The organism is Ekhidna sp. (assembly GCF_965247405.1).
In the GTDB taxonomy this organism is placed as follows: Bacteria; Bacteroidota; Bacteroidia; order Cytophagales; family Cyclobacteriaceae; genus Ekhidna.
This window is the reverse complement of record NZ_OZ252014.1, coordinates 2884128-2904569: the sequence shown is the minus strand read 5'-3', so window position 1 is coordinate 2904569 and position 20442 is coordinate 2884128. Positions and strand designations below refer to the sequence as shown.

Sequence of the window (20442 nt, the reverse complement as noted above, 5' to 3'; positions counted from 1 at the left end):
AGCTTTAAATATTACATACAGTTTGCTCCCTATGTTATTAGTATTATGCTTGCTTATAGTGGAGTCTATTTAATCAGAAAGCATCCAAGATCGAATTTCGTAATGGCCATTTTTGGGTATACAATTTTCGAATTGGTTGCCTTAGATTGGTTAGGAATAATACCCAACAACCTAGACACAACTACAACAATACTGTTTGGATTTTGTGCCCTTATAGCTCTCTGGATTACTCATGCAAATTTATTTAGCTTAAAAAGATTGTCTTTAGCAGAGGTCCTAACAAGCATTTTTATCGGAGCGCTAGAGAGTCTGCTACTATATTATCTTCAGGGTAGTTAATTAACCAAAGACAGAGACATGAAAACACCGTTAACATCAGTTCCATTATGTTTGACGCTATAAAATCAACTCACCAAGAACATGAACGAAGAAGAAAGTCAGGATAAAATTGAGTTTGTTTCTCTATCGGATCGTCAGATTTTCACTCTGATCTGGACACAGCCACGTGTTGTATTTAGGTACCTTGAAGAGCATAGTTATGACAAGTTCTTATATACCCTCCTCATTTTGGCAGGAATAAGTTCTGCCCTAAACAATGCTCTAATAAAAACATGGGCGATGAAAATTCGATGATCTTCATCCTGGTCATGTGCATCATTTTCGGCGGTCTTCTCGGCTGGATCAGTTTCTATATTGGAGCAGCTCTCATGAGTTGGACCGGAAAATGGATCGACGGGAAAGCCTCCAGTAAATCAATTTTCAGGATGTCAGCCTATGCTTCGATACCTGTGGTCTTCTCCCTGATTTTAATCACGTTGCAAATATTGATTTTTGGGAACGATAACTTCAAAAGTGATATCTATATGGAAAGCTACTCAGCCTTGGAAATAGTTCTGTTTTACCTTCTAGCCTTAGCAGAATTGGTAATTGCAATATGGACGATAGCCATATACCTTATCGGGCTTTCCGAAGTGCAAGGGTTTCTCGGTATGGAAAGCTTTAGCCAATGTGTTCATTTCTGTGGGAGTGATACTCGTTCCACTTCTTCTTATTGTCGCCATATCAGCTGTATTGAACTAATCGATCTATTTTGCCACGCTCACAACCAATTTAGTTGAAATTTTAAAAGCTATCTCTTTCTTCTTCGCTCTGTCATCTGAACGGGTGAGTATCAAGTAAAACAAAATACTACTCTAGCTTTGCCTCATGCAAACCACTCTCTCCTTCCTTTCCGACCTTTCAAGAAACAATAACCGGGACTGGTTTCAGGCTAATAAGGAGGCATTCGATGTGCTGTCAGGTGTTTCCACCTGACACTCAAATGATATATTTACGCGCCTATGGGGTTGCGGAATCGTAATTTATTTGATGATAAACATGTTTTCTTCATCACAACCACTTGCAATCGATGGTTGCCACTTATAGCCATTGGCAATGGTTATCAAATTGTTTTCAAAAGCTTGAATTTCTGTTTACAGAAGTACAAATCAAAGATGTTGGGCTATGTGATCATGCCGAATCACCTACATATGATTATCTACTTCACAGAAGGGAAGCACCGCTCAAATTTTATGAGGGACTTTAAGAAATATACTTCCACAATGCTGAGGAAGGAGATCGAAAAATATAAACCCGATCTATTGTCTCAGCTCAGAAAGGAAGAGACAAAAGCTATATTCAAAGTATGGCAGGATCGATTCGATGAAGTCTATCTGGAAGACCGTGGTTTATTGGAAACTAAGCTTGATTACATTCATCATAATCCAGTTCAGGGAAAATGGAGACTTGTTGAAGATCCAGTAGAATACCCTTACAGTAGTATGGCTTATTATGAGAAAAATGAGTCAGGATTCATACCTATTGATCATTATAGGGATTTCGTTTGATTATGTCGGGTGGAAACACCCGACAGCACAGAATCCCTCTGATATTAGTTTAACTTTCCATCATGCAAACAAGCATTTTTATCGGAGCGCTAGAGAGTCTGCTACTATATTATCTTCAGGGTAGTTAATTAACCGAATTAAGCTACCAATTGCAATCCGTGGAAATCCCCTTTCCTAAAGGCGTGGCTTGATTTGAAAATATCAAGCTGGGGGATTCGACTAAGCACCACTAAAAATCATCCGATATCATCAGGAAATCATATTTAACCACCACAAAACCATTCCCAATCATGAGAAAATGATATCCTGCCACAAGAAAATCACTCCCTACCACAGAAAAATCGTATTCAACTGCCAGGAAATCATATCCAACCACAAGAAAATCGTATTCGACCGCCAGGAAATCATATCCAACAATCGGGAAATCGCTCCCTACCATGAAGGAGAGATATCCGACCGTGTGGTTTGTAAAGATCCTTCGCATGCGCTCAGGATGACACTTCGATCACAACAACAGTGTTAAGTATCAAGGTATTCTTTCCGCCCTCTATTCCGTCTTGTCATGCTGAGGAACGAATGCAAGATCAGGCCAGACAAGAGGTGCTGGAAGCGATGAATTTATCCTTCCTCCGGCTTGACGATCTGGATGTGAAGCAAAACATGGCTTTTGTGTTGGGAGAGATTTATCGGTTTGTGGAGGAATGGGAGAATAAATCCCCCTAGCCCCCTTACAAAGGGGGAATACTTCTGATTTAACTGAATTCGGAGAGAATCCCCCTTTTCTAAAGGGGGTGACTTGGTTTGAAAACCAAGTTGGGGGATTCGACGTAACAGATAATCCTTCCCTAGCTTTGCCACATGCAAATAACCCTCTCCTTCCTCTCCGATCTTTCAAAAAACAACAACCGGGACTGGTTTCAGGCTAATAAGGAGGCATATGAGGCAGCCCATGAAGAGATGATCGAATTCGCCGATCAGTTGCTAAGTGAGATGAATACACATGATGTCATCGAGACACCAACCGGAAAAAAGAGCCTGTACCGCATTTATCGGGATGTGCGTTTCTCGAAGGATAAGACACCCTACAAAACGCACTGGGCAGGGCGCATGCGACGAGCGGGGGTGGAACGACGCGGGGGCTATTATTACAAGATTGGCCTGAAGGAATCCTATGCTGTCGGTGGCTTCTTTGGACCGAATGCCAAGGACTTGCTTCATTTCAGAAATCAGATCGCACTAGATGCTGACCCCTTGCGATCGATCCTCGAATCCAAATCCTTTAAAACCACTTTTGGTGAATTAAGAGGCGAACAGCTGAAGACAGCTCCCAAAGGGTTTGAAAAGGATCACCCGGAAATTGACCTACTTCGATACAAGCAGTATTTCATCCGACATGATTTTATCCGGGAACAGATTCATGAGCCTGATTTTCACAAAATCTTATCAGAGACCTTTAGAAAAATGCGACCGTTTTTAGACTGCATGACGGAAATAATCACGACTGATCTAAATGGTATTTCTTTGGCGTAACCCTCCAACTCGCGAAAAGCTTTCTACAACTATTACGAGCATTCCCACCTAGCGTAAGTCTTCTATTGTGTTTTTGTGGCGTACTAATAGGGTTGATTTCCTCTAAATTCAATACACACCTCAAAGCACCTGCTGGATCGACTTGCGATAATTGGACGGGCTTTTTCCCGTGAATGATTTGAACTGATCTACAAAATGGGAATAATTACTGAAGCCGCATTCGAAGCAAACTTCTGTAATGCTTATTTCCTTTTCAGCCAGAAGTTTAGAGGCATGCACCAGTCGGTACTCATTCAGGAATTGGGTGAATGTTTTTGAGGTGATCTTCTTGAAGTATCTGCAAAAGGAAGTCTCGGTCATGCTTACTATTTCAGATATCTCTGCAATTGAAATGGGCTGCTGGAAATTGTTTCTTACATAATTCAACACTGCATTCAACCGATCATTGTCTTGAGGAGCTGCCACCATCGAAAAACCGTTTGCATTCAGAATGCTATACTCTTGAGAAATGGAAAGATCCCGAAGAATATCCAGTAAGCTCAGTACCTGATCGAATTTATCTTTTTTAGGCAGTGAGATGATTTTCTTACCGATACTTTCCTTGCTTTTGCCATAAAATGACAGGCCTTTTTTTGCTCGCTCAAACAAAGCACCAATATGCTTCATTTCGGGTATTCGCAGAAACTCCTCACCTAAAAAGTCCGGACGCATCTGTACGACCGTTTCACTTTCGTGATCCGATAATCTTTCTGTAAATCCCTGGTGCGGCAGGTTTGATCCAATCAAAACTAATTCGCCATCATTGAAATATGACAAATGGCTACCTATGTGCCGCTTCCCCCGACCCTTGCTCACGTAAACCAATTCCAGCTCCGGGTGGTAGTGCCAGTATGGGCGAGTGTTTCTATGAAGTTCAGAAAACTGCCGCACCAGTATCGATCCCTCATGAGGAAATATCACCTTTTCCAAAGGCGGACTGATGTATTTCTTATTTGACAGCTTTCTCATCATTTCATTGAATTGCGTAATAGTGAAATTTGATTTCACCATAAAATTCACCAATGAATTCCACTTTTCAATGAATTTTATCTAATAATGGATAATATACCATAGATATAAGGAAATATAGAGGTGATACATGCCCGTGCCAGCCTCTAGGTTTGCATTATTACAAATTCATAAAGTGGTAAAACAATGAGAAAGCTAAGAAACTTTGTTATCGCGATGATCTTGATAGTGTCAACGGTCAACGCAGGTTTAGCATCCGGTGTGGAGCATTCGCTCTTCGTTCATGTAGTAGGTGAAAAACTAATTGATCTTCATCTGACTGACATTAATGGTAAGGTAAGGTTGTACTTAGCTGATGAGGAGGGGAATATTTTTCATCTGGAAAAGTTCAAGGCCAAGGAAGAGATGAAAATTAAACTTGATCTTACTCACGTTACAGATGGAGCATACACCCTGGTAATCAGAGATGCTGCAAAGCAACAGTCCGTACCTGTAACGATTAGTTCTGAAGAGGTAATAGTAGAGATGAGTAAGCTTTCAAAAACCTACTTCCCAAAGGTGAAGCTAGATCAGGAGTTAATGACAGTAAAGTTGCTGTCCAATGAAGATAATGATTTACATGTAAAGATTCACTCTACCGAAGGAACGCTATTATATGATGAGAAAATCGAAGGTGCATTAGGAATGATTGGTAAGCAGTTTAAATTTTTGCCAGGCACCTACAAATTAACATTGACGAGTGATAATTACTCCGATGTGAAATACTTTACATTCTTATGATTGAGAGCCAGCTATTAATTTAAATATCCTGCTTTGGCAGGATATTTTTTTTATTCTGTGCAAATAAAAATCCCGACCTCTCGATCGGGATTTCAAATTACTATAACCTAAAACCTAACACTTATTGAACAAAGTCAATTGAAAGATTCTTTATGTCATTTGGAACAAATGGGGTCATCCCTGCAAGATCAGCAAATTCGCCACTGAAACTGCTCGGTTTGTTGTCTACTCCTGATGTAATAAAACCTTGAGCATTGAAGTATGCTGGTGAGCCTGCCTCTGCAAGAATTTCTTCAATTTCTTCCTGAGTAAAATATCCTTCAGCTACTGCATTGATCTCGGCTTCCAAAACGGCATAGACTGAGTAGTCTTCCAGTACATCGCCCGTTTCTACACTAGATGGTGGCAGTGCCAACTTCACAACCCCTAAATCGGTAGATTCATCACCTCGACCCACAAATGCATAGTTTCTTCCTCCTGAATAGTCAGGATCAATGATGTTAATATTCGGGTGATTTGAATTTCCCATTACCTCCACTATGTCACCGTTTTTACCTACAAACAATTTGAGGTTGTTAATATCTACGTTTTCAACAGCTACAACGCCTGCAATAGACACTGTCATGGCCGCTTCATAATCCGTGTGATCCTCAGTATAGTCAATACGCAGGAATGCACTTTCATCCGCATCAAGATCTGTTCTGTCCAGATGATAAGGATTCAGAATAGCCAAACCTGAAACAGGGTTTGTGTTCCAAAGCACCTGCAGTGCCAAATCGTCATTTTCTGTATCCACCAGCGTCATTTCATATTCGTAGTTCACACCACCTCTTGTAACATCTTCATTCAAATCAATTCGTTTCTCTCGTCCATCGTCTTCTCCATCGTACCTAAATGAACGAACATTATTTGCGCTCAGCACCGCCCCTACCTGCAAGGTGAATTCAACAATCTCGGCGGATTGTTCTCCAATGTGGATGAAGTATCTTAAACTTTCATAAATCTCATCTCCTTCAATCTTACCATCTCCGTCCCCAGTTGTTCGTCCACTCAGGGAACCAGTATTGCTGCTGATCGAACCCGGGATGTCTACCGAAAATTGCTCCGGAACAGGAATATCAACGTTGGGCTCTTCATCATTGCTACATGCTATAAAAAAGCCCAATGATAGCAGAGCGATCGATAATTTTAGTACTCTCATTTTGAATGGTTTTAATTCTGAATGTAAGGTCATTATATCCTGATAAACCCCCAATCCATTCGTCTACAGTCAGCAAAGATTAATCTAACTTTCAGCCCGAAATTATGGCATACATTATAGGTATAGGAGGCGTCAGTAGATCAGGCAAGTCAACAGTAGCCAAAAAGCTGAGAGATGAGTTGGCTCCCATGAAAGTATTTACTCTGGATATGGACAACTATGTTTTGCCTGAGAACGATATTCCTAAGATCAATGGCCACCCAAATTGGGAGGTGCCGGAATCCATCGACTATGGGAGAATATTGACCATACTGGATACAAATGAACTTATTTATGATGTAGTTATCGTAGAGGGAATTCTTGCTTTTGCTAATAAAGAACTAAATAAACGTTTCGACTTGACGGTGTTAATGGAGATATCCAGGGCAACCTACCTGGATAGAAGACAACTGGAAACTCGTTGGGGTAAGGATCCTGATTGGTACTTGGAGTATGTCTGGGAAGCGCACCTCGAGCATGGTCAATACAACGAAGCTGATGTTATTCTCTCTGGAGAAACTCCAATTGATAAGCATGATGTAATCCCCATCATTCAAAAAATTCGAGCAACACCATCCTAGCGTGCTTCTTGTGACGTTAACTTCGCTCTTTCAAAACGCATCATCATGATTGAGTATAAAGGCGCATCTATTCAGGAGCTGTTTTTTAAGAAAATAAAGGAAGAAGCGAATGACAATCCTTATCTGATTCAAAATGAATTTGCTCCAAGTGAGGAAGAAACATTAAGAACCATCTTTCTTAAACCTTTTTCGGAGACTATCAATACCTACCAGTTTAAACATGATGTAGATCTGGAACTGAATGTACTCTTTCAATTATCAAGAAAAATTCACGAAGATGAAGCACTTAGTGAAACACATGAAGGGATTGTCACACACTTAAAGAATAGCTCCCGACATCCAAACATCAAAGAGGGCGATCTTTTTATCGTCCGGTTCAGCGACATCTTGTTTGGTGGCGAGACAGTGGATGGTCTTGGGATCTTCAAAGTGGAGAAGAAGGATGCTTTCATAGAAACACCCGACTGGACAAAAGAACCAACGTTGCTTTTCAAGGAGGGAATCGGCGAGAAAAAGCTGGACAAAGCCTGTGTGATCTTGTTTACAGAAGAGCCCTTCACGATTTTAGCCTACGACAATAACAGCAGTGAAGCGGTATACTGGAAGAATGATTTCATTAGTCTGGACTTTAAGAGAGATCATGTGAATGACACCAATCACTTTCTGCAAATGACCAAAACGTACATTACCGAGCAGATGCCGGAGGAATTCGAAGTATCTAAAACGGATCAGATTGACTTACTTAATAAGTCCATCAAATACTTCAAAGAGGCGGAAGAGTTTGATAAGGGAGAGTTTGAGTTATCCGTATTTGGTCAGGAAGATGAGGCTATCAACTCCTTCCGTTTTTTTGATAAGCAGTACCAGGACGAAATGGACCTGGAGGTTTCTGATCATTTCAAGATTGCCGCCAATTCAGTAAAAAAGCAGGCACGGATATTCAAAAGCGTGCTGAAGCTGGATAAGAACTTCCATGTATACATTCATGGCAATCGTGAACTGATAGAGCGTGGGCAAGACTCAGACGGACGGAAGTATTATAAAATTTACTACGAGAATGAATCGTAGTTATTCATTGATATGACGTCCATCCACTTTGCTAAATAGCACTTTCCTGAATTCACCGGGCTTTTTCGCATTCAACAGCTTTAACTCTCCCCTTTCTTTGATCAATAATCCAAAATTCTCTTCCGCCTTTTCATAAGCATCCATATCTGGATAGGTGGTCATCAAGATTAAATCAAAGGGTGCATCGGGAGTTGAATCCACGCTTATCAATTCATAAGAATCGATATATGCTCTTTCAACAGCCATTTCTCGAAGCTTAAGCCAGTTGTTTTCATAATAAAAGATTGTCTCCTCTTTATTGTCATTCAGTATCTGAACGAAATCAATGGTACTGATTTTTTGATCTTGAGCAAAAACCAACACAAAAGCAAAAAGTAGAATAGTAGTCAGGAGTTTTTTCATATAATTGGTATTTCCGTTTACAACAAACTCTTCTACGAGATCACCTACTTCAAAGATGCATTTCGTTTTGCAATGAGTTTCTTTTGATATTTTCCTTGAACAATATCTATCACTACTAGTATGAAAATAATGAAATAAAAAGTGGTTTTGCTCATCGGAGTAATGTGATTACCGAAAAGTTCAAGATGAGCCAGATGCCCTCCTTCAGATAACAACATCACACCTACTAAAAACAGAATGAACAGACCTAACACCTCGTAGAGTCTATTCTTGGCTAAAAAGACAGATACTCCATCTGCCAACCAGATCATCAAGCCTCCACTAATGATGATAGCAGCCGCCATCACCCAGAAAACATCACTCAGTGCCATCGCGCTCAATATCGAGTCGAACGAAAAGATCAGATTCATAAGCACAATCATGGCAATGGTCTTGGCTGTGCTTTGCTTTCTATCTTCTCCCTCCTCATGCTCTTCCAGGTATACCAAGTGAAAAATCTCTTTCACAGCAGTGTACAGAATAAACACTCCTCCGAATAAGACAATCAGACTATGAACATTGATGGTAGCCGAAATATAATCATGATGGAATTTCATAAACGGTTCCTGAAAGTATTGGATCACGTTGACCAGCACGTAGAGAAGAATAATTCGAAGGGCAATGGCGATACCGATACCAGTGGCCCGCACCATCTTTTGGCTTTCCTTTGGGGCTCGCTTGGACTCCAGTGAAATATAAAGCAAGTTGTCAAATCCAAGTACTGCCTGCAGCACAATAAGCATGAGAAGAGCTAAAATATTTTCTGCCATGAGGATAAATTTTCCCGCAAGAAACAAAACCAAAAGGAAACTCACAATGGAATACAAACATCTGTCAATTGCATTTAACTTTATGGCATGAGGCCAGTCATATACTCTTTATGCATATGTCTTTCTTTTATGCTACATGCACAAGAGAAGAAAATGGAAAAGGAAACAAAGCTCAAGAACAATGAAGTGCCCATTCTGCTCAAACAAATGATAAATGAGTTTATGAATGAGGCAAAGAAGGTGAGCTACTTCATGGAAGAAACCAATAATAAAAAAAGCTATGAAGTGAAATTTCAGTTTAAGAAGTCATTCTATAGCATCGAATTCGATGATTCAGTAAAACTGGAGGACATAGAGGTTCTAATCAATAAAAACGAAATGGAGCCTGCAGCTTTTGAAGCAGTAACAAACCACCTTTCCACTTACGAAAAGTTCAAGATTGAAAAAATCCAAAAGCAATTCTCGTCAGAAAACCGGACTGATGAAGAAGTGCTGAGACAAGCACTTAATGAGGGGGTGGGCGACATCATCAGATATGAAATAGAGGCCAGTATTAAATCGGATGGAGAGTGGAAAGCACTTGAACTGCTTTTTTCAAGTGATGGTGCATTTATCTCTGAAAAAGAAATCATCAAACGCTCCTCGGATTTTATTCTTTACTAATGAATAGGTTTTTTATTCTGATCAGTTTGGCTTTTGCTCTCAATGCCGTTGGACAAACTCGACAGGCCGCCTGGGAAAGTAATATCGCCTTCAACTACGGAATAAAAGATTGGAAACTAAACTCATCTATTGGTCACCGAACTACCAGCATTAAACAAGGTGACTTAAAAGAGAGACAGTTTGCTTTTTGGGAGATAAATCAATTTATCACACGAAGCATTAGTCCTAAAATTTCTGGTTCAATTGGTTACAAATATCGAGCACTCGATCCGACAAATAGTGAATCATTGTATGAGCAAAGATTGACTCAACAGATTGCATTAAATCATATCAATCAGCGAATCAGGCTTATCAGTCGGATACGCACAGAACAACGGTTTATAGAAGCCAACTTCTTGCATCGATACAGGTATCGACTTTCACTGGACATGCCCATTAGCGGTTTTAAGATCGATGTAAGAGAATTCTATTTTGTAACCTCAAATGAAATATTGATGGAATTTGACAGATCTGAAAGTAGCATTGACTATCGATTATCTATTGGAATAGGTTACGTTGGAAGCCGTCTTTATAAAGTTCAGGTAGACCTTACACACCGAATGGAACATCTTGATCAGAAGACCGATCATGTTCCATTTGTTCATACATCTCTGATATTCAACCTGTAAATCACTCACCGCTACTCACCACAGGCAGAGGCTTCACCTGGTTTGGGTGGATCTTGTGGATATGATCATTGATTGCAATGATGCGCTTATCGATTTTCTTCATGAACTTTTGAATGTCAGTCTCCAGAATCACTATTTGTCCATCATAGGAATACATTCCTACCTCATTTTTCAAATCTTCCTTATTTCGTTCCAGATCATTTCTAGTAATGCAACTTTCCCGCAGAAAAGAAATAAACCCCTTTACGTCATAGTCCTCCTCGAATTTGGCTATATCCTTCATCGTTTTCTTATATTCTTTGGATGAAATATCCAGATCTACGGTTGGATTTCTCAGCATATCCAATACTATTGAATCATAATGATGGAGCAGGTCGAGTATTTCCATTGTATATGACCGGTATTCTTCACTGGTACAAAAAGCCGAAAGGCCACCGTAGTGTGAGAGATCATCCGATACGTTCAGCCATTGGGTAGTTAAAAAATCATACTCTTCTTCTATATCAATCGTCACATAGCTTTGAGCATGAGCCTGCGCTATTGAGGTGATTAAAAGGAGATTGATTAGAAATCGTATCGATCTTTTCATGTTCGTGCCTATTTGATTGATTTCAAAGGTAGATTGGCTCCTTTCCTGATTGTATCGCGATTATTAGTTAAAATCTTTTACTTGAATACACTCACTGGTTACTCAGTGGAAATTCGGAGTATATATTTTTATCCTAAATCGTTAACTTCACTTTAACTGTGAGTGCCAGCTTTTGAATTTTCAGATCAAACATATTCTCCCTACCAGGGATCGTGCCGTTAAGATTGAGCTACGCCTATTCGAGATTATTCTGATTTTGACCATCGCGGTGTTTACCTTCTGGACAATCTATGGTTTCATCGTGGGCTATGAATACTTTGTGCAGACGGTCTATACCAGCGGCATTGTCATTTACTCTGTGATATACTTTTTGCAAAAAAAGGGTGTCGCCTTTCGTAAGCTTTCAGTCATCTACTATTACCTGGCCTTGTTGCTCATTGGAATTTCATGGTTCCCTGCCGGTGGCATCACCACAGCCATTCCTACATTCCTTGGGCTGGTTTACTTGTCCGGTTTGTTGGTTTTGCCACTCAGAGATTATCTCATTTTCATTATCGTCACATTTGGCATGGTGCTGGGTCTGATTGTTTATGAGATTAACAATCCAACCCTGGCTGCTCCATATCAAAGCGATGCGCTGCTCATGCAGGATATGGCCATCGCTACGTTAACCTCTCTCGCAATTATGGGCGTTTGTCTGTATATATTCAAACGAACATACATCGATGACCGGCGGCTGCTCCGACAAAGAAACATTGAGCTGGAAAAAGAAAAACGAAAAGCGGAAACGACCGATCAAGCAAAAACCACATTTCTAGCCACCATCTCCCACGAAATGAGAACGCCGCTAAATGGCATTGTGGGGATGACGGAGCTACTCTCCAAAACCAACGTGGATGAAGAGCAGGAGGAGCTTATCGAAAGCTTGAATTACAGCAGTAACATTTTGCACGGGCTGATAAGCAACGTTTTAGACATCACCACGATAGAAGCCGGGAAATTGGAATTATCTATGGGTTCGTTTTCTCTTGAAGACGAGCTTAAGGCAATATGGAAGGTCTTTGATAAAAGGGTGACCTCTAATCCCAATCTGGAAATAAAACTGGATGTAGATAAAGAACTTCCTAAACATGTAACCGGTGATGTTTCCCGAATCAGACAGGTGCTGGTTAACCTAATGAACAATGCCACAAAGTTTACATGGAAAGGCAGCATTACTTTAAGTGTAAGGGTACTTGGAAAAACAGGAGATGTCTGCTCAGTGGAGTTTAGTATAAAGGATACAGGAGCGGGAATTCCTTCTGAAAAGCATGCCCACCTCTTTGAAACATTCTATAAATCCTCTGAGCGAGAAGGGTATGAAGGCACAGGTTTAGGCCTGGCAATCGTTGAAAAATTGGTCACTTTGATGGGAGGAAATATCGCCTTTGAATCTCAGCTAAATGAGGGATCCCATTTCTATTTCACACTCCCTTTGGGTATTTCCTCGGATGAGGTACCTGAAAATTTGGATAGAATAACTGTTCCCGGTCTGGATGACCTCCGAATTCTCATTGTTGAGGATATAGAAATTAATCGAATGGTGGCAACCAAAATGCTGAGCAAGTTAAATATTCAGGACGTAGACCTGGCTTTTAATGGCACTGAGGGAGTAAACAAAGCAAGAGAGAAGTTTTATGACATCATCTTCATGGACTTGCAGATGCCGGATATCTCCGGATTTGAGGCCTCTCGTCAGATCACTGAATTCTATAAGGAAAAAGAAAATAAGCCCATTATCATCGCACTTACTGCAAATGCCATGAAAAGCAGCGTTGATGACGGGAAAAAAGTCGGCATGAGTGACTATTTGCTAAAGCCCATCAAAACGGAGACCTTGAAGCAGGTGCTAATGAAATATGCCTCTCAATAAGTCTTTATCACCTAAACCTTTCGAATGCAGCTTTCTCCAAAGCATCTCTATGATCAGGATGTGATATCTCAATCATAAGCTTTGCTCGTTCTTTGAGTGTTTTTCCATAAAGATCTGCTATTCCATACTCTGTCGCTACGTAATGCACATGTGCACGAGTGGTAACAACCCCGGCTCCACTTTTTAGTGTAGGTACAATCTTCGTATCGTTTCTAGCGGTTACCGATGGCAGTGCTATTATGGGCTTACCCCCAGGCGAAAGAGAGGCTCCACGAATGAAGTCCATCTGTCCTCCTACCCCACTGTAAATCCTGGTTCCGATGGAGTCAGCACACACCTGACCGGTCAAATCAATCTCGATCGCACTATTGATACTCGTCATCTTGGGCAACTTCCTGATGACGGCTGTGTCGTTTACATATTGGATGTCCAGCATCCTCACCGCCGGATTATCATCTACAAAATCATACAGCTTACGAGATCCCAGCATAAATCCAGAAACTGTCACGCCCGGATGTCTCGTTTTAAGTTTATTGTTTATCACTCCACTTTCCAGCAGGGGCAACACACCATCAGAGAACATCTCCGTATGCACACCCAGATCTTTGTGGTTTCCAAGGCATGACAGCACAGCATCAGGAATAGCACCAATTCCCATTTGAAGGGTAGCGCCATCTTCAATGATTCCTGCAACATGCTGACCGATCAATTTTTCCGAATCACTCAGTAAATGAGGTTTCAATTCCGGAATATCCTCTTCACACTCTACAAAAGCATCGAACTCACTGATGTGAAGCAGACCGTCACCATGTGTCCGTGGCATTTTGGGGTTTACCTGAGCTATCACCTTCTTAGCTACATCTACGGCCGCTTTTGAGGCGTCTACGGAAATTCCAAGCGAGCAATACCCGTGTTTATCCGGAGCTGAAACCTGGATCAATGCCACATCCACAGGCAGCACTCCACTCCTGAACATTAGTGGCACTTCACTTAGAAAGCTTGGAATAAATTCAGCCCTTCCATCATTGATGGCAGCTCGTACATTTGAACCCACAAACAACGCCTTTACATTGAAGGCATCCCGGTACTGCTCATCGCAATAGGGTGCTTCTCCCTCAGTATGCAATTGATAAATCGTTACATCTCTCAACTCCCCTCCCCTGGCAGTCATCGCTTTCACAAGGGCCTGTGGTGCCGCTCCTGCCGTGTGGATGAATACCGATTCCCCGGAATTTATAATTGAAACAGCCTCTTCGGCAGATTTGGGCTTATACGCATTCATTAGACTTCTTATTATTTCCCGGCGAAATTGGACTGATACACGTTACGGAATAAGGATAAATATCAGATTCAACGATAACAATCATCAGGTTTCCCTTCAATCACTCTTCCACTCTGGCTTTCACCAGTATTTTAATCTAACTTAATTAAGATTTACCTTTTGAAATCCAAAGAGTCAAGAGTGCCCGTATATACACACATCAACAACCAAAGAGTAATATCTTATGTTAACAGAAAAAACAGCCACACTTAAGTGGAGAGAAGTATATAGCCTGGCAGCACTAAACGCTGCTGTTGTAATTAGCTGGATTGCCTACCATGAATATCAGCCGGTACTCATGGAGAAAATTGGAATTACACATCTGGTAGATTTTCTAATCATCGCAAAAGCAATCATTTTAGTCGTGATACCACCCATTGCCGGATGGTTGGCAGACCTGATCATGAAGAAAAATGGCAAGTATATGATCATTTTTACTGTTGGTATTGGCGCCACAGCCATGGTTTTCATGGTGGTGGCTTCACTTATCAGTACGCATCATTTGATGGATGTTCAGGCCATTTTACCTTTCATGATAGTCATGTGGCTGATCTGTATGAATTTGTTTATCAGCCCGGCTAATTCCATGATTGAAGCGTTTGCGCCTGCCAAGCAGCTTCCTATTGTCATGGGAGTGCTATTCCTTGTGACGGAGCTTTTATATGCTTTGGAGCCAGTAATCGTGGCGTTGGTAACGTTCTTTGGTGATACGCTTACATTCATTGTTGGAGGAGTGCTAATAGGTGGATCGGGGTTTATATTTCATCGAGTGTCACGAGATGAGGTACTTCAAAGGAAAACCGAACTAATGCAGAATGATCGAGTGAAAAATCAAAGTCTTATCTCATATGTTGCGATATTGATGGTCGGCCTATTCCTTGGGATTGGCAAGGCCTTTCTCGTTGAATTTTTCCCTGGCCACTTTGCGAATTTATTTCCAGATATTGGAGCGTATGGTGATTATATTTCTTTCGCCATTTTAGGTCTGTGTGCGATCACCGGTTTCCTTATCAGTAAGCAGATCGCAAAAGCTAACCTCAGGAAAGTGATCATCACCAGCTTTGTGGTCTTATTTGTTGGTGCATTGGGAATGTTCCTGACGGAAAATCTATACCTCACAATCATTACCGCTTTGATCATAGCCGTGGGATTCACTACCCTAAATATCAGTGGACTACCCTTCGCTATTCGGAACTTGTCAGTAAGGCATGTGACCTATGGAGTTGGGATTTACATTGGAGCTTCCGAGGTGATTACAGGATTATTTGAGTATTTGTATAGGTAAAACAAAAAATCCCGACAGGAAGATCCTGTCGGGATTTTTTCTTAGAAAAGTTAAAGTGATTTGTTCTTATCCTTCATTTTCTCTTTATCCTTACCTTTTATTTTCTCCTTCTTCTTATCCTTCTCTTTGTCCTTCGTCTTAATTTCTATAACCCCATCTTCTCCTTTATCACCGTATTTCTTGGTAGCCGTTTCTCCCTTCAAGACAATGACTTCACTGATCTCCTGAGGATCAAGATCAGATACCTCCTCTACAACCTCACCATCCACTACATATAAAGGATCACCATTTGTCCGAATATTGACAGAGCGATCCTGTTTAGTATCATTAAACTTCAGCTTTTCCTTCTTGATCTTTTCTTCCATCATTCGACGCTCCTCAGCTTCTCTCTGTAGTTGATAGGCTTTTCTCTCTTCCTCGGTAGCCTCTCTTAGCTTCTCATTTACTCTTACTTCTTTTATTCTGGCTCGTTCTGCTTCTTCTTTTGCCACATGTATTTTCTGCTGTGCAGCTAGTTCCAGCTCTTGCTTACGAAGAGCTTCCTGTCTATTTTCATTACCGCCAGAAGGGACTTCCTTAATTCTAGGCCTGAAATCATAATCCTGAATGTAAGAAGCCGGATCCACAAATTTTCCTTCTTTCTTCACCTCATAGTGAAGATGTGGCGCAGTAGAAGCACCAGAGTTTCCCGATAAAGCGATCACATCGCCTCGTTTCACATCGTCACCTTCTTTTACTTTGAACTCAGAAAGCTGTGCAAAACGGGTTTCAATACCGCCACCATGATCAAGGGTCAGAAGATTTCCATACCCTTCCATCTTTGCTTCAACCTTTTTCACTGTCCCATCCGCAGGAGCAATGATTGTCGAACCGATAGGGCAAGCGAAATCTGTACCCAAATGCATTTTTCTTACTTTGTAAATGGGGTGCATCCTCATTCCATAACCAGAGGTCATTTTAGCATTATCCGCCTCTTTGATGGGTAAAATGGATGGTTCATTATCGTCCTGTTGATTCCTTTTGAGTTGTGCTTTGGGTTCTGGCAGATTAAATGTTGGGAGTTTGAAACTCGGCTCTGGAGATAAAATCTCTGCAAGTTCATTCCCTACATTCTCAATCGGCTCGATGGCTTCCTTGTTAGAAAAAGCGAAAACAACCGATACCAATACCGGCAAGGTCAATGCATAAAGCAGCCCTGCATATTTATTTTTTTGTTTGTTCATCATGACAATTCGTTTTTTAATCATTGAAAAATTGAAATGACTCACTAAACCTGAATAGGTGGCGTACTGAAGCTGGTAATACAATACCTCCTGGTAACCAATTGGATCATTGAACTGATTGATTACCGCTTCATCTGCCTGAAATTCATGGATTTCAATGAGTGCGTTTCGATACAAGTAGATGAAGGGATTGAACCAAAACAGCGAAACAAAAAAATCCATCAGCAGCCGGTCAATCGAATGACGCTGCTTGACATGCACACACTCATGCGCAAGGATCTGATCAAAGGCGTTCGAACCAAAGACATCTTTGGGAATGAATACATTGGAAAAGAAACTAAACGGACGGGTCTGTGACGTCTTAAAAAGTTTAAACCATCGTTTTTTTACATATTCTGAATGTTTTTTGAGTTTTTGAATAAAGAACAGATATACCGTGGATCTTCCGATCAGAAAACAAGTAACCATTACATACAACCACGGAAGTAAATACCACACAGAGAAAGCAGTTTCCCCACTCTCTTTTCGTACAGGCACCATCTCAAACTCCATAGCCGACTCCTGCACCCACACAATCACTGGAGATTCTTCCAATGGCTGGACAGGTAATTGGTCTGGTATCTGAATGAAAGGAATTGCAAAGCTTACGACCAAAGCAGCCAGTAAAAACAACCGGTTCCATCCGTGACGAATGGAATTTCGCAGTACCAATCGGTAAAAACCATAGAAAATGGCCTGTATGACCAGTACTTTCCCGATATAGATCAATACTTCACTCATGATTTACGCTGAGATATTTGTTCATCAATCAGTTTTCGTATGGCCTTGAGCTCCTCCACAGAAAGCTCTTCCTGGCTTGCAAAGAAGGAAGCAAACTTTTTCGCTGAGTTATCAAAAAAGCTACTCATCAGGCCATTCATGGACTGACGAGTATACTTCTCTTTAGAGATCAGCGGGAAATACTCCCGAGACTTCCCATGCGTTTCAAATCCAATGAACCCTTTTTTCACCAGTACATTCACCACTGTAGAGATGGTTGTGTAGGCAGGTGCAGGTTCTGGATAACTTTCTACAATGTCCTTGAGGTAGGCTTTTTCCAGCCCCCATAGGATCTGCATGAGTTGTTCCTCTGCTTTGGTCAATTCCTTCATAACACAATACTATAACTATAATTATAATTATACAACTATTTTTATAGTTATTGCCTAATCATAGGTATAATATTTATGTTTTATTTTATACCATGATTCGAATTGGAATTCTTATTCATGAAAATCAAAATGGATTCTTGCGGTTTTCATATCTGATCAATGAGCTTATAAAGCACTGGAATAGCAAAGGCTATAAAATTTACATTTTAAAAGGTGCCAATCAAAGACCTCAGTTAGACCTCCTAATCAACCATGTAGATGTTACCAAATTACCCCCTCAGTATTGTGAACTGATTCAACACTACCCAAACGTTATTAATGGCAAAACATTAGATATAAGTAAAAGGAATATTAGCACACAGCTTGTGAGTCAGCATTCAGATTATCAGGGGCCTGTAATTGTAAAGCCTAATAGAAACGCTCGTGGCTTGACAGATATAGCTATGAGCGTTCCTAACGGAGCTGTTGTCCTCAAAGGCGAACTGAGCAGAGCTAAAAAGAACATAGTTTATCGTGTCTTTGAATCGCTTCAATCCGTGCCAGCAGCTTATTTCTCTAATGAAGAATTGGTGATCGAAAAGTACTTGCCTGAACGTGAAGGCGATATGTTTTATTTACGGGTATGCATATTACTGGGCGACAAGCACATATCTGCAAGAGTGGGGTCTAAAAGTGGAGTAATAAAAGGAGTGAATGTGATCTCCAGGGAAATAGTTGAAACACCGCAAGCATTATTGGATGAGATGAAGAGAAGAGGCTTTGATTACGGGAAAGTTGATTATGGCATTCACCAGGGAGAAATTATCATTTATGATACTAATAGAACTCCCGGTCACTCCTCAAATAATATCCAAAATGCAACTCTTCTGGCTGATGGAATTGAGAGCTTTATTCATTAATTAGGCAAGCATAGCTTCAACAGACGCACTCAATTTTGGTATCTTACAATATGATGCGATGGATCATTTGTATCAGTATCGTTTACACTTTTACCTCATGTCAGACTAATCATAGAATGGAGTCTACCATTGTCATAGGAGGAGGACTTATGGGCAGTGCCACAGCCTGGCATTTAGTCCAAAAAGGAGAGTCCGTGATATTGTTAGAGCAACAGGACTCCATCTATTCTTCCGGCTCCAGTTATGGTGAAGCAAGAATATCCAGGAGTTTAGGTCCTGTTGACGATATCTATGCCTATTTGCAAATGCAAGGAATTGAGGAAACGAAAAAGCTCATAGACTTTCTGAATACGAAGGAACCTCAGACCCATTCCATGGAGGATATTTACACCACCTCTCCTGTCACATACATTTTTTATCCCAATAGTAGCGAAGTGGTTGCGGTCTTTAATCTGGACAAGCCAGACACCCTAGCAGAAAACACCGGAGATAGTATTGTACTTGCGGAAAACGCCGAAGCAATCAAAGAAAAATTCAATCTGAATGTGCCTGACTCCCTAAAGGTCATTCGTGAATATAGAAGGTACTCCGGCACCATGAATCCTCGAGAATTGATTCGTAAGTTACATTTAGCCATCAGCTACGCAGGTGGTGAGGTGCGCTACAATCAAAAAGTAAAAAACCTGCACCGGACAGATAAAGGTTATGAGTTGACTATTAGCGACGCAAAAAGTCAATCCACTCAAAAGCTTACAACCTCCAGGATAGTGGCTGCAGCCGGTCCATACAATGGGAAATTATTGCAAAACATCTCACCCGCCATTGATAAGCTGATTACCCCAAAACGATTATTCCTTGCCTTTCTTAAAATCAAACCGGAAGTTTATAATCAGCTGAGTGAAGTCCACAAACAAAAATTAATTGGAGCTTACCCGGTTATCAAACTCCATTCTGAGCTATTTTATTCGATGATTGAAAAGTATGACTCAGATGGTGTTCCGATACTAAAGGTAGGTGGGCATTTCAAACGAACTTCAATACACAGCCTTGATGAAGTGTGGACCCTACCAGTTACTGATTCTGAAATAGCCTGGAGCATGGATGAAACGATTGACTATTTCAACATAAATGGAATGGGTATTAGAAAAGAAGATCTCAAGTATTTTGATGGTTATTCGTGTGTCTATTCGCTCACGAAATCAGAAGTGCCTCTTGTCATCAACTTACCAATCGAAGATGGATTGTTAGATAAAAATGCAGTGCTGGTTGGAGGTATGTCCGGTGTAGGTGCCAAGGGATGCATGACATATGGTCAAATGGCTGCTAGTTTATTATTGGATCAGCATGAATTAAGTGATCGCATGTATCAACTCACGCAAAAAGCTATCGGTAATGAGCGGCTGAAGCATGACCTTAATTACCATTAG

24 protein-coding genes are annotated in these 20442 nt (G+C 40.9%); 15 read left to right on the top strand and 9 right to left on the bottom strand.

Going from position 1 to position 20442, the window contains the following annotated elements; all coding sequences use genetic code 11:
* Positions 1–420: 420 nt before the first annotated feature.
* The 4 genes from ACP14Y_RS13300 (at position 421) to ACP14Y_RS13285 (ending at position 1886) form a co-directional block, all read left to right on the top strand.
* A complete protein-coding gene (locus ACP14Y_RS13300; protein WP_424963423.1) occupies positions 421–633 on the top strand; it encodes a hypothetical protein in 213 nt (70 codons plus the stop codon).
* The gene (locus ACP14Y_RS13295) at positions 612–1118 is read left to right on the top strand and encodes a Yip1 family protein (RefSeq protein ID WP_424963422.1); all 507 of its coding nucleotides are present in this window, start codon (positions 612–614) and stop codon (positions 1116–1118) included. The genes ACP14Y_RS13300 and ACP14Y_RS13295 overlap by 22 nt, the downstream gene beginning before the upstream one ends.
* Before the next feature lie 88 nt (positions 1119–1206).
* Positions 1207–1314 carry a DUF2461 family protein gene (locus tag ACP14Y_RS13290; protein ID WP_424963421.1) on the top strand — a complete coding sequence of 36 codons (108 nt, stop codon included), beginning with the start codon at positions 1207–1209 and terminating at the stop codon, positions 1312–1314.
* A 26-nt stretch (positions 1315–1340) separates the two neighbouring features.
* Complete coding sequence (locus ACP14Y_RS13285; RefSeq protein ID WP_424963420.1) at positions 1341–1886, top strand: REP-associated tyrosine transposase; 546 nt, start codon at positions 1341–1343, stop codon at positions 1884–1886.
* 229 nt (positions 1887–2115) lie between these two features.
* On the opposite strand, the gene ACP14Y_RS13280 is transcribed toward ACP14Y_RS13285, so the two are convergent.
* Positions 2116–2370: a hypothetical protein gene (locus ACP14Y_RS13280; protein ID WP_424963419.1), complete on the bottom strand. Its 255-nt coding sequence runs from the start codon at positions 2368–2370 to the stop codon at positions 2116–2118.
* A 32-nt stretch (positions 2371–2402) separates the two neighbouring features.
* Here ACP14Y_RS13280 and ACP14Y_RS13275 point away from each other — a divergent pair, with 32 nt between their 5' ends.
* Positions 2403–2609 (top strand): DUF559 domain-containing protein, encoded by a 207-nt coding sequence (locus tag ACP14Y_RS13275; protein WP_424963418.1) that lies wholly within the window; start codon positions 2403–2405, stop codon positions 2607–2609.
* A gap of 135 nt (positions 2610–2744) precedes the next feature.
* Positions 2745–3416, top strand: coding sequence for a DUF2461 domain-containing protein (locus tag ACP14Y_RS13270; protein ID WP_424963417.1), 672 nt, complete (start codon positions 2745–2747; stop codon positions 3414–3416).
* Between the two features lie 120 nt (positions 3417–3536).
* On the opposite strand, the gene ACP14Y_RS13265 is transcribed toward ACP14Y_RS13270, so the two are convergent.
* Positions 3537–4427 carry an AraC family transcriptional regulator gene (locus ACP14Y_RS13265; protein ID WP_424963416.1) on the bottom strand — a complete coding sequence of 297 codons (891 nt, stop codon included), beginning with the start codon at positions 4425–4427 and terminating at the stop codon, positions 3537–3539.
* 183 nt (positions 4428–4610) lie between these two features.
* Here ACP14Y_RS13265 and ACP14Y_RS13260 point away from each other — a divergent pair, with 183 nt between their 5' ends.
* The gene (locus ACP14Y_RS13260; protein WP_424963415.1) at positions 4611–5204 is read left to right on the top strand and encodes a hypothetical protein; all 594 of its coding nucleotides are present in this window, start codon (positions 4611–4613) and stop codon (positions 5202–5204) included.
* A 121-nt stretch (positions 5205–5325) separates the two neighbouring features.
* Here ACP14Y_RS13260 and ACP14Y_RS13255 read toward each other — a convergent pair whose 3' ends face one another.
* Positions 5326–6405 (bottom strand): hypothetical protein, encoded by a 1080-nt coding sequence (locus tag ACP14Y_RS13255; RefSeq protein ID WP_424963414.1) that lies wholly within the window; start codon positions 6403–6405, stop codon positions 5326–5328.
* A gap of 104 nt (positions 6406–6509) precedes the next feature.
* Between ACP14Y_RS13255 and ACP14Y_RS13250 the strand changes: the two genes are divergently transcribed.
* Together ACP14Y_RS13250 and ACP14Y_RS13245 are read left to right on the top strand one after the other, a co-directional pair.
* Positions 6510–7025: a uridine kinase family protein gene (locus ACP14Y_RS13250; RefSeq protein ID WP_424963413.1), complete on the top strand. Its 516-nt coding sequence runs from the start codon at positions 6510–6512 to the stop codon at positions 7023–7025.
* Positions 7026–7070: 45 nt separating this feature from the next.
* The gene (locus tag ACP14Y_RS13245) at positions 7071–8093 is read left to right on the top strand and encodes a nucleoid-associated protein (protein ID WP_424963412.1); all 1023 of its coding nucleotides are present in this window, start codon (positions 7071–7073) and stop codon (positions 8091–8093) included.
* Here ACP14Y_RS13245 and ACP14Y_RS13240 read toward each other — a convergent pair whose 3' ends face one another.
* Together ACP14Y_RS13240 and ACP14Y_RS13235 are read right to left on the bottom strand one after the other, a co-directional pair.
* Positions 8094–8495, bottom strand: coding sequence for a hypothetical protein (locus ACP14Y_RS13240; RefSeq protein ID WP_424963411.1), 402 nt, complete (start codon positions 8493–8495; stop codon positions 8094–8096).
* A 44-nt stretch (positions 8496–8539) separates the two neighbouring features.
* Positions 8540–9304: a TerC family protein gene (locus ACP14Y_RS13235; protein ID WP_424963410.1), complete on the bottom strand. Its 765-nt coding sequence runs from the start codon at positions 9302–9304 to the stop codon at positions 8540–8542.
* Positions 9305–9391: 87 nt separating this feature from the next.
* On the opposite strand from ACP14Y_RS13235, the gene ACP14Y_RS13230 reads away from it, so the two are divergent.
* Positions 9392–9967, top strand: coding sequence for a hypothetical protein (locus ACP14Y_RS13230; RefSeq protein ID WP_424963409.1), 576 nt, complete (start codon positions 9392–9394; stop codon positions 9965–9967).
* Positions 9967–10635 carry a DUF2490 domain-containing protein gene (locus tag ACP14Y_RS13225; RefSeq protein WP_424963408.1) on the top strand — a complete coding sequence of 223 codons (669 nt, stop codon included), beginning with the start codon at positions 9967–9969 and terminating at the stop codon, positions 10633–10635. Before ACP14Y_RS13230 ends, ACP14Y_RS13225 begins: the two co-directional genes overlap by 1 nt.
* A gap of 1 nt (position 10636) precedes the next feature.
* Here ACP14Y_RS13225 and ACP14Y_RS13220 read toward each other — a convergent pair whose 3' ends face one another.
* Entirely contained in the window at positions 10637–11224 is a 588-nt protein-coding gene (locus ACP14Y_RS13220; RefSeq protein WP_424963407.1) for a hypothetical protein, read from the bottom strand.
* Between the two features lie 172 nt (positions 11225–11396).
* Here ACP14Y_RS13220 and ACP14Y_RS13215 point away from each other — a divergent pair, with 172 nt between their 5' ends.
* The gene (locus ACP14Y_RS13215; protein ID WP_424963406.1) at positions 11397–13136 is read left to right on the top strand and encodes an ATP-binding protein; all 1740 of its coding nucleotides are present in this window, start codon (positions 11397–11399) and stop codon (positions 13134–13136) included.
* Between the two features lie 7 nt (positions 13137–13143).
* Here ACP14Y_RS13215 and ACP14Y_RS13210 read toward each other — a convergent pair whose 3' ends face one another.
* Positions 13144–14418 (bottom strand): acetyl-CoA hydrolase/transferase family protein, encoded by a 1275-nt coding sequence (locus ACP14Y_RS13210; RefSeq protein ID WP_424963405.1) that lies wholly within the window; start codon positions 14416–14418, stop codon positions 13144–13146.
* Between the two features lie 223 nt (positions 14419–14641).
* Between ACP14Y_RS13210 and ACP14Y_RS13205 the strand changes: the two genes are divergently transcribed.
* Entirely contained in the window at positions 14642–15742 is a 1101-nt protein-coding gene (locus ACP14Y_RS13205) for an MFS transporter (RefSeq protein ID WP_424963404.1), read from the top strand.
* A gap of 50 nt (positions 15743–15792) precedes the next feature.
* Here the strand turns inward: ACP14Y_RS13205 and ACP14Y_RS13200 are convergent, their stop codons facing one another.
* Positions 15793–17745 carry a peptidoglycan DD-metalloendopeptidase family protein gene (locus ACP14Y_RS13200; protein ID WP_424963403.1) on the bottom strand — a complete coding sequence of 651 codons (1953 nt, stop codon included), beginning with the start codon at positions 17743–17745 and terminating at the stop codon, positions 15793–15795.
* The gene (locus ACP14Y_RS13195; RefSeq protein ID WP_424963402.1) at positions 17742–18116 is read right to left on the bottom strand and encodes a BlaI/MecI/CopY family transcriptional regulator; all 375 of its coding nucleotides are present in this window, start codon (positions 18114–18116) and stop codon (positions 17742–17744) included. Before ACP14Y_RS13195 ends, ACP14Y_RS13200 begins: the two co-directional genes overlap by 4 nt.
* A gap of 92 nt (positions 18117–18208) precedes the next feature.
* On the opposite strand from ACP14Y_RS13195, the gene ACP14Y_RS13190 reads away from it, so the two are divergent.
* The gene (locus ACP14Y_RS13190; RefSeq protein WP_424963401.1) at positions 18209–19015 is read left to right on the top strand and encodes a hypothetical protein; all 807 of its coding nucleotides are present in this window, start codon (positions 18209–18211) and stop codon (positions 19013–19015) included.
* A gap of 116 nt (positions 19016–19131) precedes the next feature.
* On the top strand, positions 19132–20442 hold the full coding sequence (locus ACP14Y_RS13185; protein WP_424963400.1) for an NAD(P)/FAD-dependent oxidoreductase: 1311 nt from the start codon (positions 19132–19134) through the stop codon (positions 20440–20442).

Coding starts and splice junctions, on each gene's coding strand:
- ACP14Y_RS13300 (WP_424963423.1), top strand. CDS start 421: ATGAACGAAGAAGAAAGTCAGGATAAAATTGAGTTTGTTTCTCTATCG.
- ACP14Y_RS13295 (WP_424963422.1), top strand. CDS start 612: ATGGGCGATGAAAATTCGATGATCTTCATCCTGGTCATGTGCATCATT.
- ACP14Y_RS13290 (WP_424963421.1), top strand. CDS start 1,207: ATGCAAACCACTCTCTCCTTCCTTTCCGACCTTTCAAGAAACAATAAC.
- ACP14Y_RS13285 (WP_424963420.1), top strand. CDS start 1,341: ATGGGGTTGCGGAATCGTAATTTATTTGATGATAAACATGTTTTCTTC.
- ACP14Y_RS13280 (WP_424963419.1), bottom strand. CDS start 2,370: ATGCGAAGGATCTTTACAAACCACACGGTCGGATATCTCTCCTTCATG.
- ACP14Y_RS13270 (WP_424963417.1), top strand. CDS start 2,745: ATGCAAATAACCCTCTCCTTCCTCTCCGATCTTTCAAAAAACAACAAC.
- ACP14Y_RS13265 (WP_424963416.1), bottom strand. CDS start 4,427: ATGATGAGAAAGCTGTCAAATAAGAAATACATCAGTCCGCCTTTGGAA.
- ACP14Y_RS13260 (WP_424963415.1), top strand. CDS start 4,611: ATGAGAAAGCTAAGAAACTTTGTTATCGCGATGATCTTGATAGTGTCA.
- ACP14Y_RS13255 (WP_424963414.1), bottom strand. CDS start 6,405: ATGAGAGTACTAAAATTATCGATCGCTCTGCTATCATTGGGCTTTTTT.
- ACP14Y_RS13250 (WP_424963413.1), top strand. CDS start 6,510: ATGGCATACATTATAGGTATAGGAGGCGTCAGTAGATCAGGCAAGTCA.
- ACP14Y_RS13245 (WP_424963412.1), top strand. CDS start 7,071: ATGATTGAGTATAAAGGCGCATCTATTCAGGAGCTGTTTTTTAAGAAA.
- ACP14Y_RS13240 (WP_424963411.1), bottom strand. CDS start 8,495: ATGAAAAAACTCCTGACTACTATTCTACTTTTTGCTTTTGTGTTGGTT.
- ACP14Y_RS13235 (WP_424963410.1), bottom strand. CDS start 9,304: ATGGCAGAAAATATTTTAGCTCTTCTCATGCTTATTGTGCTGCAGGCA.
- ACP14Y_RS13230 (WP_424963409.1), top strand. CDS start 9,392: ATGAGGCCAGTCATATACTCTTTATGCATATGTCTTTCTTTTATGCTA.
- ACP14Y_RS13225 (WP_424963408.1), top strand. CDS start 9,967: ATGAATAGGTTTTTTATTCTGATCAGTTTGGCTTTTGCTCTCAATGCC.
- ACP14Y_RS13220 (WP_424963407.1), bottom strand. CDS start 11,224: ATGAAAAGATCGATACGATTTCTAATCAATCTCCTTTTAATCACCTCA.
- ACP14Y_RS13210 (WP_424963405.1), bottom strand. CDS start 14,418: ATGAATGCGTATAAGCCCAAATCTGCCGAAGAGGCTGTTTCAATTATA.
- ACP14Y_RS13205 (WP_424963404.1), top strand. CDS start 14,642: ATGTTAACAGAAAAAACAGCCACACTTAAGTGGAGAGAAGTATATAGC.
- ACP14Y_RS13200 (WP_424963403.1), bottom strand. CDS start 17,745: ATGAGTGAAGTATTGATCTATATCGGGAAAGTACTGGTCATACAGGCC.
- ACP14Y_RS13195 (WP_424963402.1), bottom strand. CDS start 18,116: ATGAAGGAATTGACCAAAGCAGAGGAACAACTCATGCAGATCCTATGG.
- ACP14Y_RS13190 (WP_424963401.1), top strand. CDS start 18,209: ATGATTCGAATTGGAATTCTTATTCATGAAAATCAAAATGGATTCTTG.
- ACP14Y_RS13185 (WP_424963400.1), top strand. CDS start 19,132: ATGGAGTCTACCATTGTCATAGGAGGAGGACTTATGGGCAGTGCCACA.